The organism is Longimicrobium terrae (genome assembly GCF_014202995.1).
Lineage (GTDB): Bacteria > Gemmatimonadota > Gemmatimonadetes > Longimicrobiales > Longimicrobiaceae > Longimicrobium > Longimicrobium terrae.
This window is the reverse complement of sequence record NZ_JACHIA010000022.1, coordinates 17,665-33,024: the sequence shown is the minus strand read 5'-3', so window position 1 is coordinate 33,024 and position 15,360 is coordinate 17,665. Positions and strand designations below refer to the sequence as shown.

Genomic DNA, 15,360 nt, shown 5'->3' with positions numbered 1-15,360 from the left:
AGAGCGCAGCCATTCTGGACCGGCGGCACACGCCCGCGCGGGGATTCCAGCCGGCACGTCTGCATGCGTCCCGCCTGCGTGCCACCCGTCTCCGGCGGTCCGCCTTGCTGGATGTTTGCGCCGTCTCTATCGTGCCAGAAATCCGCGTCACCACCTGAGTGTCGAGGCACCCGGCCCGCCCGGTGCCTTTTTGAACCTGCCCTGCACGCGCCGGCCCTGCCGCCGGCCGGAGAACCCGCCGCATGCCCCACGATTCCGCTTCCGACCCGGGCGTTCAGCCTGCACAGACCGCCCATGACGCTCCACCGCCAAGCACCGGCCAGGACCGCGTGCAGGCCGCCGTGGAGAACTGGAAGCGAAGGCTGATCGACCTCACCCGGCGCAATCGCGCCCTCAACTTCAAGGTCAACAGGGTCGCCACCATCACCGTCGCCGACGAGCACCCGGCGGAGGTGTTCCGCGCGCTCTACCTGGGCGGCAAGGCATTGAAGTTCAAAGCCGCGCCGGAGCAGCCGGGCAGGGCGGCTCCGGCCGCGGGTTCCGATGGATCGCAAGCGGCGGATCACGACGAGGGCACGGCGGCCGTGGCCGGCAGCACCGCCGGCCAGCCCTCGATGGTTCCGGACCCGGCGGAAGAAGAGGAGGAAGCGGGGGCGGGGCTGGACTTTGCGCCGTACGATCCCGCCGCGCTGGACGAGCGGCACACGGACTCGTGGCTGCAGACCACCTCCGTTCCCGAGGCGCTGGACCGCTCCCTCCGGCGCCTGGAGGAGCAGGCGCGGCTCTCCATCGAGGAACAGGGCGTGAACACGCTCTTTCTCACCCTGGGGATGCTGCACTACACCGAATCCGACAGCTCCGACCAGGTGTACCGCGCGCCCCTCGTTCTGCTTCCCGTACAGCTGACGCGCAAGTCGGCGCGCGCCGGATACGAGGTGCGCGCGGCGGACGACGATCCGCTCGTGAACCCCGCGCTCGCCGAGTACCTGCGGAGCCGCGGGACCACGCTGCCGGAACTCCCGGATTCCGCGGCCATCCCGGACGAGTACGATCTGCAGTCGCTCTTTGCCGCGATGTCGGCACAGGTGGCGGGGCGAAAAGGATGGGCGGTGAAGACGGACATCTACCTGGCGCTGTTCTCGTTTCAGAAGTTCGTGATGTACAAGGACCTCGAGGCGAATGCGGCCTCGGTGTCCAGCCACCGCCTGATCAGGCAGCTCGTCACGCGGACGGGAGGACAGAGCGTGGGCCTTCCCGCCGACGTCCGGACGATGGAACTGGACGCGGACTATCCTCCCGAAACCACGTTCCAGGTGGTGGACGCCGACTCCAGCCAGCTTCGCGCGATCGCGGCCACGGCCCGCGGGCACGACCTGGTCATCGAAGGCCCCCCGGGGACGGGCAAGTCGCAGACGATTACCAACCTGATCGCGGCCGCGCTCGCCGCCGACAAGTCCGTCCTGTTCGTGGCGGAAAAGATGGCGGCGCTCGAAGTCGTGCACGACCGGCTGGTGCAGGCGGGCTTTGGTGAATTCTGCCTGGAGCTGCACTCCACGAAGGCCAACAAGCGCACGGTGATGAAGGAACTGGGCACGGCCCTGGACGCCTCGTTCCAGCAGATCGCCGTACCCCAGGCCTCCACCGAGCGGCTCCCCGGCGTGCGCCGCACGCTGACGGAGTACGCGCGGGCGGTCCACACGCCGTTCGGCGCACTCGCTGCGTCGCCGTACCGGATGTACGGCGACCTGAGCCGCGTCCTGGAGGCGCCCCGCGTGCGCCTGGAAGCGGCGGTCGATGCGGTGACACGCGAGCAGCTGGACCAGATCCTCCGCGACCTGCAGGACCTCGCCGCCACCTCCGCCGAAATCGGCGTACCCGCGAGCCATCCCTGGCGCGACACCGGGCGGACCTTCTACTCCCAGGACGATCTGGAATCCGTGCGCGACGCCGCCGCGGATCTGGCGGCGCGGGCCGCCGAACTCGCGCGGGGCGCGGCGGAGGCGGGCGCCGCGTTCGGACTCCCCGCGGTTCGTACGCTGGCGGATGTGGAAACGGCGGCGCAGGTGGCGCAGGTGCTGGGCCGCTCGCCGGGCGCGCCCCCGGGTGTGCTGCAGAATCCTGCCTGGAACGCCCCGCCCGCGGAAGCCGTCACGCTGGTGGAGCGCGGGCGCGAGGTGGCGCGGCTCAAGGAGCGCGTGAAGACCCGGTTTCGCGCCGAGGTACTGGACCAGGAGCACGCGGGCGACGCGGCGTACGTGGAGCGGAAGGCGGAGGGAGCGTTCAGCTTGCTGTCCTGGCTGGACGGGCGCTGGCGCGCCATCCGCAAACGCTGGCTCGCCTACCGGCTGCCGGCCTTTTCCGGCTCGCTGCTGGAGCAGGCGGTGGAAATGAAGCAGGTGGACCGCCTGCGCGCGGAAAGCGCGGCATTGAAGGCGGCGGAGCCCCGTGCCCGCGAGCTGTTCGGCGGGCTCTGGGACGGAGAGCGCTCCCGGTGGGACGCGCTGGACGCCTACATCCAGTGGGTAGTGGAGTTTCGCGGTGCCTGCGTGCGGCACGGGCTGGAAGCGCGTGCCGCCGAGGTTGCGGCGCAGGCGGGCCCGGACCTGTCTCGCGTGGATGCCCTCCGCGCCGAAGCGGGTGAGGTGGGCGACCGGTTGGCCCGCCTGCGGGGCATGGTCGGCTGGCCGGGCGACTATCTGGCCGCCGAGCCCCTGGACGGGATCGAATCGAGGGCGCGGGAGCTGGTGGACGGGATCGCGCTGGCCCCGCGCTGGGCGGCGTTCGAGGCCGCGCGGCGCACGGTGGATGGGGGGATCGCGCGCGAGCTGCTGGCGGACGCCCTTTCCGGCGTGCTACCCGTGCCGGCTCTGCCCGCGGTCTTTCTTCGCGCGTTCTGCATGAAGTGGCTTTCCGGCGTGGTTCAGCAGCGGGAGCCGCTGGCCCGCTTCAACACGCTGACCCACGAGGAGCGGCTGAGCGAATTCCGCCGGCTGGACCAGCTGGTGCTGCGGGAGAACCGCGCGGCGCTGGTGGCGCGGCTGCGCGAGCGCGTGCAGCATCGGTTGCAGCAGGCGGAGCCGGCCGGCCAGCTGCCGTACCTGCGCGGGCAGATGGCCCGGCAGCGGGGGCTGGCGCCGCTGCGCAAGAGCATGCAGCAGGCCCAGGCCGCCATCCGCGCCATCAAGCCGTGCTTCATGATGAGCCCGCTGAGCGTGGCGCAGTTTCTGGACGGAAACCAGCCGGGTTTCGATCTGGTGATCTTTGACGAGGCGTCGCAGCTGCCCTCCGAGGACGCCGTGGGCGCGATTGCGCGCGGCCGCAACCTGGTCGTGGTGGGCGACCCCAAGCAGCTGCCGCCCACCAACTTCTTCGCCGTGTCGACGGGACAGGTGGAAGCGGTGCTGGCGGAAGACGGCACGCCCATGGTGGACGACTCGGAAAGCATCCTGGAGCTGTCCATGGGGTCCGGCGTATCCATGAGCCGCCTCAAGTGGCATTACCGCAGCGCGCACGAGTCGCTGATCAACTTCAGCAACGTTTCGTTCTACGATTCGGAGCTGTACACCTTTCCCAGCGTGGAAACGGGCACGGGCGGACTCAGCTTCGAGTTCGTGCCGGACGGCGTGTACGAGGGAAAGGGAGTGAACCCCGTGGAGGCCCGGCGCGTGGCCGACGCGGTCGTCCGCTTCGCCAGAGAGCAGGCGGCGAACCGGGAGCGGGGCGAGCCCGCGCTGTCGCTGGGGGTGGGCACCTTCAACATGCGGCAGCAGATCGCCATCCAGGACGAACTCGAGCGCCGCAGGCGCGACGATCCGTCCCTCGAGCCATTCTTTGACCGGGGCGTCGCGGAGCCCTTCTTTGTCAAGAACCTGGAAAACATCCAGGGGGACGAGCGCGACGCCATCTTCATCAGCGTAACCTACGCCCGCGGTCCCAGCGGCGTACTGCGGATGAACTTCGGTCCGCTGAACGGGCAGAATGGGGGGCGCAGACTGAACGTGCTGGTGAGCCGGGCCCGGCGGCAGATGCGGGTGTTCTCATCCATGCACGGCGACGAGATCAGCGCCACGGCCACGGTGTCGGAAGGGCCGCGGCTGCTGCGCGAGTTTCTGCGGTACGCTGAGCACGGCCGCCTGGAGAACGCCGCGGTGGACGCCGCCGCGGCCACGGAATCGCCTTTCGAGGCCGACGTGCTGCGCGAACTTTCTCACCGGGGGCTCACGGTCGTGCCGCAGGTGGGCGTGGCCGGGTACCGGATCGACATGGGCGTGCTGGACGACGAGGCGCCGGGACGCTTTCTGTGCGGCATCGAATGCGATGGCGCAGCCTATCACAGCTCCGAGACCGCGCGCGACCGCGACCGGCTGAGGCAGCAGGTTCTGGAGGCGCGCGGCTGGCGAATTCACCGGGTCTGGTCCACCGACTGGTTCAAGGACCGCGCGGGACAGATCGAGCGGCTGATGAAGCTGATTGAGCAGGACCGCGCGGAGTCGGCGGAAGAAGCGGCCGCGGAGCGGGCCGGGCGCGAAGAAGCCTCGGCGCGGGCTCGTGCCGAGGCGGAACGCCGGGAAGCGGACGAGGTGGAACTGCTGAGATCGGGTCCCGACGTCCCGTACGTCCGCCCGAAGGCGGCGGCGTATACGTTCACGCCGGGGGAAGGGCGGTTCGCGGGGACGGATCTGCTGGCGACGCCGCTGGGGCAGCTCGCGGGCACGGTGCGGGAAATCGTGGCGGCGGAGTCACCCATCCACCGCACGGACCTTGTCGCCCGCATCACCGGGATGTGGGGCACGCGCGCCGGACCGCGCATCCAGGCGTGGATCGAGCAGGCATGCAGCGCCGCCGAGGGCGCGAAGATGGTGAAGCGGCGGGGCGAGTTCTTCTGGACCGTGGACGGAGGCGAACCCTGCCCCGTCCGGTCGCGCGCCGGCACCAGAATTCCCGCCGACAGGATCTCCCCCGAGGAGTACCGCGAAGCCGTGCTGGCCATTCTGGCGCAGGGCCACTCGTTCAGCCGTTCGCAGCTGACAACGGAGGTGCGAACGCTTCTGGGGTACGGCCGCACCGGCGCGGCGCTGGACGAGGCGGTGACCTCAGCCGTTTCCGACCTCCTCCGCACCGGCCGCATCGGCGAGGCCAGCACCGGCATCCGCCTGCGAGGAGAGGCGCCCGCGGCCCAGAGCCCCTCCTGAACCGCGGGTCCGCCGCGCAGGCGCGCGTCCGCGGCGGATGACCTGGCGGGTAGGCGATCGCCCCGCATCCGCCAGCTCTGCTGCGCCATCCCCGGCGGAAGGGCGGCTTACCGCTTCTTTCTGCGGCTCTTCTGCCGGGCGGCCTTCTGGGCCTTCTTCTTGTCCTTGGCCTTCTTGCGGGCCTTGGCGGAGCCGGGCTGCCCGCCCGGGCCGGTCGGCTCGCCGCGAAGTCCCAGCCCCTGCGACAGGAAGTTGTGGCGCGGCGTAACGCGCTCGGGGATCAGCCCGAGTTCCACCTGTACATCCTCCCAGTCGCCCGGGATCATCTCGTCCACGTCGCCCGCCGCGTAGGCCGCCTCAATGACCGGTGCGGCCTCCATGGCGCGGAGACTCAGGAGCGAGGCGACGAGCATGCCGTTCAACTCGGGATTCTGCTCCCCGTGACGCCGGATCTGGTCCACGAGCACCGCCACCGCCTCGTCCCTTGTCTCTGGATGCTCCTCGGCGATCATCTGCATCGCCGCGGCGACGGTCCCGGCCGCTGAAGGGTCCGGATCATCCGCATATCGTGGAAGCGCCTCGCGAAGAGCCGGGAGCGCGGCCGTGCCGATCATGGCCAGCACCCGGGGAACCTCCTCCATTCCCCAGTCGCTGTCATCCCAGCGCAGCAGGTCGATGAGGGGAGCCACGGCATCCTCCGCCCCAAGCTGCCCAAGCACCCGGCGGGCGTGGATCGGCCCCCACCATTCGTCGTTGCCCTCCTCGTCCTCATCGTCCCAGGACAGGAACAGCCCGTCGTCACCCGCCAGGCGGATGAGCTCAGGCACGTCCGCGAAGGTGAATCCCATGGCGAGGTAGTCGGGCCACGGCTGCTGGCGGGCGGGCTGTTCCCCCAATTCCAGCAGCCGGCTCACCGGCTCGTGGTAGTCCATTGTCGCTCGTGCGGGTTCGGGACGAAAAGGGTGCGCGGCACGCCCCCAAGGTGCACGCCGTGAACACGATCCGCAACGGGGAATGGACGTCGTTCCGGGGCTGTGCACCGTGTCCGCGTGGCAGCGTGTTTCCAGCGCTGACACGGCCCTGCGGAGCAGGCGCGGACTGATGTTTACGGGATTGCACGTCCCCCTTGCGGAGCACGCGTCCACATCCCGATATTGTGCTCACAACCTGCAAACAATCGCCCACGGCGCCCCCGCGCCGCGCGGCACCGAACTCCCCCTCGGCAGCAATCCGAGCGCGCGTCTCCGCGTGCTCCCGATCCAGAGAGCCATGCGTTTCGATCTGTTGATGATGATCGCCGCCGCCCTTCACCTGGGCGACGCACCCGCGGTTCCCCACACCGCCACCCCCGCCTCGCCGCTCCTCGCGGAACCCGCCACCACCGATACCATCCCCGTTCGCCGCGCGCTGCAGGCCGCGCGTGCCGTTCTTGGCGGAATGGGCATCGAGAGCGGGGCCGTGAACAGCCGCACCCAGAACGCGCTCAACGCCCTGCGCGGCCGCGTGTCGCGCACCAGCGACCCCGACGCGCTGCGGCTGGCATTCCGCGCGTACTACAACTACAAGGCGGCGCACCCCGAAAACGTGCGCAAGCCGTACCTGTACTTTGTGGATTACGGGCTGGACAGCCGCACCCCGCGCGGGTACGTGTTCGACATGGAGGCGTTGCGCGTGGTGGACGGGCCCTTCGCCGTGGCGCACGGCCGCGGATCGGAGCTGGGGCGCACGGGCGTTCCGCGCTGGTTCAGCAACCGCGAGGGAAGCCACGCCACCTCGCTGGGGCTGTTTCTGGCGCAGGAAACCTACGCCTTCGTGGGGCACGACAGCGGGCGTCCGTACCGCTCCATCGGCATGCGCATGACGGGGCTTTCGGGGATGTTCAACAGCACGGCCCGCCAGCGCGGCGTGGTGATGCACGGCGCGCCGTACGTGACGCGGCTGGGCGCCGGCCGCAGCCAGGGATGCCCGGCGGTGGAGCAGAACCGCGCGCGTTGGCTGATTCCGGAACTCGCCAACGGCAGCCTGGTGTTTCTGTTCTCGCCGCTGGACCGCGACTGGCTGCGCAGCGATCCCTGGGCCGCCGGCAACGGCTGAGCCCGGCGGCGGAACGCGGCTTCCGGTGACGGGAAGGGATCAGGGTGGACGACAATACAGAAGAGCGGCCCGTGTCTGGACACGGGCCGCTCTTCTGCGTTGCGGCGGCGGCAAGTGCGCTGCCGTGGTCCGGACGTCGCTCCCGGGGGAGAGGCGGCGCCCGGTTCGATCAGCAGGCCTTGGCTTCGCTCGCGCAGTAGGCCACCATCGACTGAACACCGCAGAGGATGTTGCCGTCGCAGGTAAATCCGCAGGTGGCGCCGCAGGTGCGGTTGCAGGTGCCGGCGCAGGTGTAGTCAAGAATGGTGTCGCGAACTCCGGCCACCGGTTCATCCGCGATCGTTTCTGCGGTGCCCGACTCGGCACCCGTCGTAAACGACTGCACCATCAGGTTGTTCGGATCCAGACTATAGCGGGCCATGTGCGTGCTCCTTGGGGAATATTGACGGGAAGAGATACGAACGTCGCGGAAGATAGAATCCATCCTGCATTCTGACAAGAGCGTCGGATAAGGATTGTAAAAACGTCCGCCAGACCGCCTCCCCGCCCCGCTTCTCCGGCGTGATCGCGAGCCGCGCGATGCCCCTCCACACACTCCCGACGGCGCCGGCCCTGAGCGCCGGCACCGGCGACCGGCTACCCGCGGCGCGACGGTCCGCGCGGACGCGGATGCATCACCGGCGCCCTCCCCTGCGCTCTCTCCGAGCCCTTCCGCCCGCGCACCTGGCGAGGTCGTGATTCGCGGCCGTTACGCCGGCGCGCTGATCCAGCCGTCGAATGTGAGCCCATCCCGCGGCGGGAAACACCCGGGTACGTGTCCGACAAAGGTTCCTGGAGCATCACGCGGGATGGCGGCGAACCGCCGGCCGGCGCGGTGCACGGGCGCGGCGGTTCTCGCGTCCGCGGCCATTCATCCCCAATCCAGGGTTCCCGCTTTGAATCCGTCATCCGACACCCCGAACGCAACTGAAGGGAGCGACACCCGGCGCATGAGGTGGCCCTTCAACATTTCATCGTTCTCCTCCGTGTCGTCGGCCACCGCGCCGCAGAATGGAGCCGCGGAGAAGGCCGCCGCGGACATGGCGCCGGATGCCATCCTCACCGATGTCACCATCACCGATGCGGACACCGCCGAGGCACGCCCGGGCGACCACACCGGCGGCGTGCACTCCATCACCAAGGCGACGGACTTCTGGTTCGACGTGGAGATCGCGCGCATCGAGCGCAAGGCGGTGGAAGAGGCGGAGCAGTGGGCCGCCGCCGGGCTGCCGCGGCACGATCTGCGGATGGATGAACCGATCCCGGTGGAAAGCACGTTGGCCACGCTGTGCACCGAGCTGTACCGCCGCTGGATCGAGCGGGTAAAGACGCGCGTTCAGGACGCCATCGAAGACTCGGGGCAGCATGCCGCGCGCGCCGTGGCCCAGCTTCGATTTCACCTGGGATCGCTGAGCATCGCGGGGCAGAACATCACCCGCGCGGAGGCGGAACTGCGCGAGGTGCACGCGGAAAGCGGCGAGCGCGAGGTCCGCTTCGGCTACGCTCCCATGATCTCCGGTGTCGGCTTCGGGCTGCTGATCGGCTTCGTGACGCTGGTGGACTGGATCGCCAACGTCCCCATCTTTACCGAACTGCTGCCGCAGGAGGCGGGCGCCACGGAGCTGTGGAGCACGCTGATGAGCCAGGCGGAGCGCCTGGGACTGTGGGCCGGACTGTACCGGCTGTACGCGAGAATTCTGTTTTCGCCGGAAGTCACGCTGCTGGCGCTGGGCGTGATCGTGTTTCTGATGTTCCTGTGCCATGCGCTAGGCGGCGCGCTGCGGGCGTACCTGTCGCTGCGCGGTGAAGACCGGCCGAGGGCGATTCCCGTCGTGGCTGCGTTCCGGCGGCAGCGGCTGCCCATCGCCATCGCCAGCGGCGCGGGGATCGTGCTGGTGCTGGCGGCGCTGGCGGTGTCGCGCGGCCAGATTCAGAACGCCACCGAGCGGCGGTACGCGACGGCGGCCGCCGCGCGCGACACGGCCGCCGCCCAGCTCGCCGCGGCCAGGCAGCGCAGGGACGCGGACGCCATCCTGGCGCTGGACCCGGTGCTGCAGGCGCGGCAGACGGAGGCGCGGGAGCTGGAGGGACGCGCCCAGTACGCCCGCGGCATCGCCGACATGAACCTGCCCGTATTCTTCCTCAACCTGGTGCTGGTGCTGGCGGCAACTGTAGCGTCGTACCTGCACGCCCGGGCGGCGGAGACCAACGTGCTGGGCCCCGATCCGCGCGTCGCCGAACTGAACGCGCGCCTCACGTCGCTGCGGAATGAGGAAGCCGATCACCGCCGCGCGCTTCACGAGGTGGACGTGGAGGTGCAGGGACACGTGTCGCGCCTCAACTACCTGCTGCGTTCCGATCCGCTGGAGGGGTGGGAGGGAAAGACGGAGCGGCTGCGGCGCGTGATCCCGCTGTTCCGGGCGGAAAACGCACGGCGGCGCGGGCTGGACCCGGCCAGCATCGTGTCGTTCCAGGGCCCGTTCACGCTGGAGCTGCCCGAGATCGAGCGCAGCCACTTCTTTACCGTGCCGCCGGATCTCAAGGACGTGCTGAAGGAGTTCCACGAACTGCGCCCGCTGGCCGCGCGCGCGGAACGCGGCGGCGAACACACCTCCACCGGAGCGCTGGCGTGATGCGATTTCGATCCTTGGGGCTGGTCGTCCTCGTCGCAGTTGTGACCGGTTGCGGTTGCAGGGGTGACTGCCCGCGCGTCGCCCGCAGTCCGAAGCAGACGATTGTCGCCGTCGACCTTTCCGGCAGCCAGACCCCGGAGACGCTGCGCGACAGCCGCGCCTTTGTCGAAAAGACGATCGACAGTCTCTCGTACGGTGATCACTTCGTACTGATGGAGATGAACCGCACGGGTGTGGGGGGAGCACTGAAGCGCTACCTGAACACCATCCCGGACCTCGCGGACTCCACCTTCATCACCACGAAGGACCGGGACAACCTGAAGGGGACCAAAGGCGCATTCCGAACGATTGCCTCGATTGTGTTCGACACCACCGGGGTCGGCCGGATTCCGCATACGGACATCCTGGCCACGCTGTTCACCGCCAGCCAGTACGTTCACGGCGCCGACAATCGCCCGGCCACGATCATCCTGCTTTCGGACATGCTGCAGTCCGCGAACGGGATCGAGATGGAGGGGCTCAGGAGCATGCCGCCGCCGGGGTGGATTGGCCAGCAGCGAAAGCTCGGCACCATCCCCGACCTGACCGGCGTCTGCATCGTGGTGGTCGGCGCGGATGCGAGCACGCCGGCCGGCGTCACCATCCGGGAGTTCTGGAGCGAGTACATCAAGGCCACCGGCGCGACGCTCGGCCCCTACGTGCTCCTCGCCCCCTCGCCGGCCGAACTCACCTGCGGCTGACAACGATCACGACGGCCAGGCCTGCGCGCGGCGGCGGGAGCCGGACTGTCAATCATCAGGTGAAAAGGGACATCGGGGGATGCGGAGAGCACCCGTTGCCCGTAGTGTCTGGGGCGGATCACCCTCTTCCCCCGACCGCGTGCGCAGATGGATGACGACGATCTGACCAGCTTTCCCGTCGTGCGCGGCGCGGACGACCCGCGGTACCTGGCAAAGTTCGCCCGGACAGCGGGCGGTCTCACGCGGCGTCTGGCGGGTGAGGCGGAGCGCGCGGCGCAGGCGGGACGCGGCGCCGTCCGCGACGCCGGAACCCGTGCACAGCGGCTCTGGGTTCCCGAAGATCCCGACGAGATCCTCGCGTCGCCCACGTTTCTGCCGTATGCGGAGTCCGGCCCCGCGACGGAAATGCTCGCCATCGCGTGGCAGACGGATGCGCTGCTCGGGATCTCCGCGTTGGGCGTGAATGTGTGCGAGCGGGAGATCATCACCGCCACGCGCGCCATCTTTCACGACGGGCCCGGGCACCAGGCGGTCAGCCGCCGTCTGTTCGGCGCGGACTACGATGCCATCCACCGCTGGATGGACACGGTTCCCGGCACCGGCATCCGGGGCGGCGGGATTGTCCATCGCCTGCAGCACGGGCACGACCTTTCCGCCGTGCAGCAGTTGTACGATCAGCACGGAATCACGGGCGTGCTGGTGTGGATGCAGCATGCCGGGCAGGATCTCGCCACGCCTACCGGGCTTCCCATTCCCGTGGGCGGGCCCACACTGGCGGGCTGGCTCGTGGACTCCGGCCATGCCACGCCCGGCAAGGCCGCACTGATGCTGTCGTTCAATGCGGCGGAGCTGGCGGCCAGCGTGCTGGGCGGGGCGTTCGCGCTGCGCCTGGCCACACTCGCGGCGCAGATGCGGCGCCGCTGGCAGGTGACGCGCCGGTGCGCCGCCGCTCGCGATGCGTGGGCGCGCGGCGACCTGGACGCCGTGGTGGCCAACTACGCGGAAGCCCGCTCCCTTTCTGATGATGACCCCACCATCCTGATCGCGCTGGGCTGGGCGTGGGCGCAGATGGAGAGGCCGCGGGCGGAGTCGTTCCTGGCGTTCCGCGATGCGGCGGCCGGACTCGCGCGGGAGGACCGGGCGGTGGAGGCCAGGGGCGCCACGCTCAGTCTGCGCGGACTTGCATACGTGATGGCCCTCACCCAATCCGTACAGGTGCTGGAGGGCACGGAATCGCGCGGTGCCTGGCGCGGCGAGTTGGACCGCATGCTGCGCGGCGCGGTCACCGCCTTTGAGCGGATGGCCATTGCCCAGGCGGACGGCCCCGCGGTGCGCGTGGGAGAACGGGAGATGGCGCTGTACCGGACGCGTCCGCTCTCGGCCGCGGCCAACTACTACATGGCCGCCCGGCTGGCGCTCTCCGCGCCGTTTCTCCCCACCGCGTCGGAAGCTCCGCGACTCACCGCCCGCGCGCTGCAGATGCTGGTGCGAGCAGGCGAGGTCCATGCACGATCCGAGGCGATCGCCGCCACGCACCACCGCTGGTCCATCGAACTGGGCGGCGGCGGAATGGGCATCTCCGAAGGCGCCCTCTGAAGGATGGAGAGCGACCCGCGAGACATCGCGGGCCGCTCTCGAGTTCGCCATCAACGGAACCGTGACTCAGGCGACCGGCGCGGCCCTCACGATCGCCGTCACGTGGGACGACCGTACATCAAGTTCCAGCGGCGGGTTTCCGTTTTCCGCCAGCGCGCGGCGGGCGATCGCGAGGCCGAATCCGAAGCGCTGAACGTAGCCCAGAACGCGCATGGCCTCGGCCAGGTTGGGATTGCGATAATCCGCCACGCCCGGCTCGCCGAAGTTCTCGATGCTCACGATCCCGAATGGTCCGCCCGGGTTGCTGTTTTCGATCCGGTCATCGTACCAGTAGACGCGCACGGGAGCGTTCGTCGCCTCGTACGTGCGGTGCATCACGGCATTGCGAACCAGCTGCTGCAGCGCGGCGACCGGATACAGCGACCGCCGCTCCTCCCGGGGGCCGGAGGTGATGTCGATGGCCGTGCGGTTGTGCGATTCCAGCTTGTCGTCGATGCGCCGCATCAGTTCCGGAAGCGGTCCCTCCGCGGCGAGCTCGTCCGTGATCGCGTCGCCCAGTGCGGTTCCCTGTATCCTCAGGAACTGGATGTAAGCGCCGGGCAGAAAGTCACGCGTCCGCTTGCCGATGGTGAGCACGCCGAGCACGGTGGGCACCGCGGTTTCCACGCCGTCGATCATCTTGGTGACGGCCAGCCGCTGCTCCAGCGTGCGCTCGTTCGCCTCCAGAATGTCGGGCGCGAACGCGGCGGGCAGGTAGTCATGCTCGAAGCGCACGCGGTCGAGGTCGGCGAGCGTAGCCGCGCGGAGTGCACTCCGGTCGAAGGACGGGCTGTTTGCGCGGATCCTGCGCGTCTCGGCGGCGTTGGACAGGGGTGAAAGCGTCATATGCGACATGCGGGTGCACCGGATCGGCACAGAGCAGCGATGGCGATCTTCGCGCAGGCTGCGTGTTGCAGGCGCGAGGCTCTACCATCCTGGTCCAGTAGCATCCAACGGGTGAACGCAGTAACTTCGCTCAACGATTGTCGCATCCAGAGCTTGCGCAGGGGATCAGGGGATGTTCGCTCGTGCTGATTGCTCCTGGTCAGCTCGCGGCTCCACCTCGCCCGAACTTTCGACGCGGATCGGGTCGGCTACGCGTCCAGATACTCCGTGATCGCGTCCTGAATGTTCAGCAACGCCTCTTCCTCCGTGGCACCCTGTGACCAGCAGCCCGGAAGTCCGGGACAATGGACACTGTAGCCTTCTTCCGAGTGCTGCAGAACGACCTTGTATCTCATGGCTCGCCGGGTCGAAGTGATCTGACCCCGAACTATGTCCTGCTCTGACGGAGAGCACAAGGCGCTCCCGCACATGCAGCCTTTGAGCTAAGTTTCCCGCCCTCCCCCCCTCTGGATGTACTGATGACCGACCTTCTGCTGTACGCCATATTCGGGCTTCTTCTCGTCTGCACGGTGCTGCTCGGCCTGCTGCTGCGGCGCGGGGACGGCGGGGGCGGCGTTTCGCTGCTCGCGGGGCGGCTGGATGCCGTGGACAAAGGGCAGGAACGTACGGAACGCGCCATCCGCGATGAACTGGCGCGCTCGCGCGAAGAGTCGGGCGGCGAGGCGGCACGTCTGCGCGGCGAGGTGGCCGCGTCCGTCAAGTCGATGAGCGATACGGTGTTCCAGCACCTGGGCACCCTCTCGGCCGATCAGCAGACCCAGATGGCCGGCGTGCTTTCCGCGCTGGGGCAGATGACGGAGGCGCAGCAGGGCGGCGCGGGAAAGCTGCGCGAAGAGGTGGGGGCCACGCTCAAGGGCTTCAACGATTCCGTCGTGCGCACGCTGGGCGAGATCTCCACCGCGCAGAAGCTGCAGATGGACAGCGTCGGCACGCAGATCGGCGGCCTGACAACGTCCAACGGCGAGCAGATGGAACGGCTGCGCGTGTCAGTAGAGGGGCGTCTGGAGCAGATCCGCGCCGACAACACCGCCAAGCTGGAGCAGGTGCGGGCGACGGTGGACGAAAAGCTTCAGGGCGCGCTGGAACAGCGGCTGGCGGAAAGCTTCGGGCAGGTGAGCGACCGGCTGGAGCAGGTGCACAGGGGCCTGGGCGAGATGCAGGCGCTGGCCAGCGGCGTGGGCGACCTCAAGAAGGTGCTTTCCAACGTCAAGGTGCGCGGCAACTGGGGCGAGGTGCAGCTGGGCGGGCTGCTGGAGCAGGTGCTGACGCCGGACCAGTACGTCGCGAACGTGGCGACAAACGAGTTCAGCGGGCAACGTGTGGAGTTCGCCATCCGCCTTCCCGGCCACGAGCACGGTGAGGTGCTGCTCCCCATCGACGCCAAGTTCCCGCAGGAAGACTACCTGCGCCTGGTGGACGCGCAGGAGGCCTCGGACGTGGCGGGAATGGAAGCGGCGCTGCGCGGGCTGGAGGAGCGCATCCGCGGCTCCGCCCGGGACATCTGCACCAAGTACCTGAACCCGCCACGGACCACCGACTTCGCCATCATGTTCCTGCCCACCGAGGGGCTGTACGCCGAAGTGGTGCGCCGGCCGGGGCTTACGGACAGCCTTCAGCGCGACTGGCGCGTCGTGGTCGCCGGCCCCACCACGCTCTGGGCCGTGCTGAACAGCCTGCAGATGGGCTTTCGCACGCTCGCCATCCAGAAGCGCTCCGGCGAGGTGTGGAACGTACTCGCTGCCGTAAAGACGGAGTTCGGCAAGTTCGGCGGCGTGCTGGAAAAGGTGCAGAAGAAGCTGGAGGCGGCCAGCAAGGAGATGGACCAGGCCGGCGTGCGCACGCGCGCCATTCAGCGCAAGCTGCGCGACGTGCAGGAGCTTCCCGCCGCGGAGGCCGGCACCCTGCTCCTGGGCGAAGGCATCGTCATCGCCGACCTCACCGAAGCCGCCGTCGTCGAGACGGACGCCTGATCCCGCTCCTGCGGCCAGGAATCACATCGGTCATCATCCCATGGCACTGTACAGGCGCGAATCAGCCCGGCTGCAGGAGATCCCGGCCACGACCTTCGCGGCGGCCGGGCTGCGCGAACGGAATGACCTGCAGGCGCTGCTGCGGGATCAT

10 protein-coding genes are annotated in these 15,360 nt (G+C 69.1%); 6 read left to right on the top strand and 4 right to left on the bottom strand.

All coding sequences use genetic code 11. The features are described 5' to 3' along the window. The first annotated feature begins 242 nt into the window (after positions 1 to 242). Positions 243 to 5,192 (top strand): DUF3320 domain-containing protein, encoded by a 4,950-nt coding sequence (locus HNQ61_RS23700; RefSeq protein WP_183685824.1) that lies wholly within the window; start codon positions 243 to 245, stop codon positions 5,190 to 5,192. Between the two features lie 107 nt (positions 5,193 to 5,299). Here HNQ61_RS23700 and HNQ61_RS23695 read toward each other — a convergent pair whose 3' ends face one another. Next, entirely contained in the window at positions 5,300 to 6,124 is an 825-nt protein-coding gene (locus HNQ61_RS23695; protein ID WP_170038700.1) for a HEAT repeat domain-containing protein, read from the bottom strand. A gap of 337 nt (positions 6,125 to 6,461) precedes the next feature. Between HNQ61_RS23695 and HNQ61_RS23690 the strand changes: the two genes are divergently transcribed. Beyond that, positions 6,462 to 7,286 carry a murein L,D-transpeptidase catalytic domain-containing protein gene (locus HNQ61_RS23690; RefSeq protein WP_170038702.1) on the top strand — a complete coding sequence of 275 codons (825 nt, stop codon included), beginning with the start codon at positions 6,462 to 6,464 and terminating at the stop codon, positions 7,284 to 7,286. Between the two features lie 169 nt (positions 7,287 to 7,455). On the opposite strand, the gene HNQ61_RS23685 is transcribed toward HNQ61_RS23690, so the two are convergent. Continuing rightward, positions 7,456 to 7,707 carry a hypothetical protein gene (locus HNQ61_RS23685; RefSeq protein WP_170038704.1) on the bottom strand — a complete coding sequence of 84 codons (252 nt, stop codon included), beginning with the start codon at positions 7,705 to 7,707 and terminating at the stop codon, positions 7,456 to 7,458. 568 nt (positions 7,708 to 8,275) lie between these two features. Between HNQ61_RS23685 and HNQ61_RS23680 the strand changes: the two genes are divergently transcribed. From HNQ61_RS23680 to HNQ61_RS23670, 3 genes are all read left to right on the top strand, one after another. Next, positions 8,276 to 9,958 carry a hypothetical protein gene (locus tag HNQ61_RS23680; RefSeq protein WP_170038706.1) on the top strand — a complete coding sequence of 561 codons (1,683 nt, stop codon included), beginning with the start codon at positions 8,276 to 8,278 and terminating at the stop codon, positions 9,956 to 9,958. Further along, positions 9,958 to 10,698: a hypothetical protein gene (locus HNQ61_RS23675; RefSeq protein WP_170038708.1), complete on the top strand. Its 741-nt coding sequence runs from the start codon at positions 9,958 to 9,960 to the stop codon at positions 10,696 to 10,698. The genes HNQ61_RS23680 and HNQ61_RS23675 overlap by 1 nt, the downstream gene beginning before the upstream one ends. A 147-nt stretch (positions 10,699 to 10,845) precedes the next feature. Next, positions 10,846 to 12,294 carry a hypothetical protein gene (locus HNQ61_RS23670; protein ID WP_170038710.1) on the top strand — a complete coding sequence of 483 codons (1,449 nt, stop codon included), beginning with the start codon at positions 10,846 to 10,848 and terminating at the stop codon, positions 12,292 to 12,294. 66 nt (positions 12,295 to 12,360) lie between these two features. On the opposite strand, the gene HNQ61_RS23665 is transcribed toward HNQ61_RS23670, so the two are convergent. Then, a complete protein-coding gene (locus tag HNQ61_RS23665) occupies positions 12,361 to 13,179 on the bottom strand; it encodes an ATP-binding protein (protein WP_205762057.1) in 819 nt (272 codons plus the stop codon). A gap of 248 nt (positions 13,180 to 13,427) precedes the next feature. Continuing rightward, positions 13,428 to 13,574, bottom strand: coding sequence for a type II toxin-antitoxin system HicB family antitoxin (locus HNQ61_RS29920; protein WP_170038714.1), 147 nt, complete (start codon positions 13,572 to 13,574; stop codon positions 13,428 to 13,430). Between the two features lie 123 nt (positions 13,575 to 13,697). On the opposite strand from HNQ61_RS29920, the gene HNQ61_RS23655 reads away from it, so the two are divergent. Then, positions 13,698 to 15,209 (top strand): DNA recombination protein RmuC, encoded by a 1,512-nt coding sequence (locus tag HNQ61_RS23655; RefSeq protein WP_170038716.1) that lies wholly within the window; start codon positions 13,698 to 13,700, stop codon positions 15,207 to 15,209. The last annotated feature ends 151 nt before the right edge of the window (positions 15,210 to 15,360 follow it).

Excerpts from the sequence above, each read along its gene's own strand:
- HNQ61_RS23655 (WP_170038716.1), top strand. The coding sequence starts at position 13,698 with ATGACCGACCTTCTGCTGTACGCCATATTCGGGCTTCTTCTCGTCTGC.
- HNQ61_RS23695 (WP_170038700.1), bottom strand. The coding sequence starts at position 6,124 with ATGGACTACCACGAGCCGGTGAGCCGGCTGCTGGAATTGGGGGAACAG.
- HNQ61_RS23690 (WP_170038702.1), top strand. The coding sequence starts at position 6,462 with ATGCGTTTCGATCTGTTGATGATGATCGCCGCCGCCCTTCACCTGGGC.
- HNQ61_RS29920 (WP_170038714.1), bottom strand. The coding sequence starts at position 13,574 with ATGAGATACAAGGTCGTTCTGCAGCACTCGGAAGAAGGCTACAGTGTC.
- HNQ61_RS23700 (WP_183685824.1), top strand. The coding sequence starts at position 243 with ATGCCCCACGATTCCGCTTCCGACCCGGGCGTTCAGCCTGCACAGACC.
- HNQ61_RS23670 (WP_170038710.1), top strand. The coding sequence starts at position 10,846 with ATGGATGACGACGATCTGACCAGCTTTCCCGTCGTGCGCGGCGCGGAC.
- HNQ61_RS23675 (WP_170038708.1), top strand. The coding sequence starts at position 9,958 with ATGCGATTTCGATCCTTGGGGCTGGTCGTCCTCGTCGCAGTTGTGACC.
- HNQ61_RS23680 (WP_170038706.1), top strand. The coding sequence starts at position 8,276 with ATGAGGTGGCCCTTCAACATTTCATCGTTCTCCTCCGTGTCGTCGGCC.
- HNQ61_RS23665 (WP_205762057.1), bottom strand. The coding sequence starts at position 13,179 with ATGACGCTTTCACCCCTGTCCAACGCCGCCGAGACGCGCAGGATCCGC.
- HNQ61_RS23685 (WP_170038704.1), bottom strand. The coding sequence starts at position 7,707 with ATGGCCCGCTATAGTCTGGATCCGAACAACCTGATGGTGCAGTCGTTT.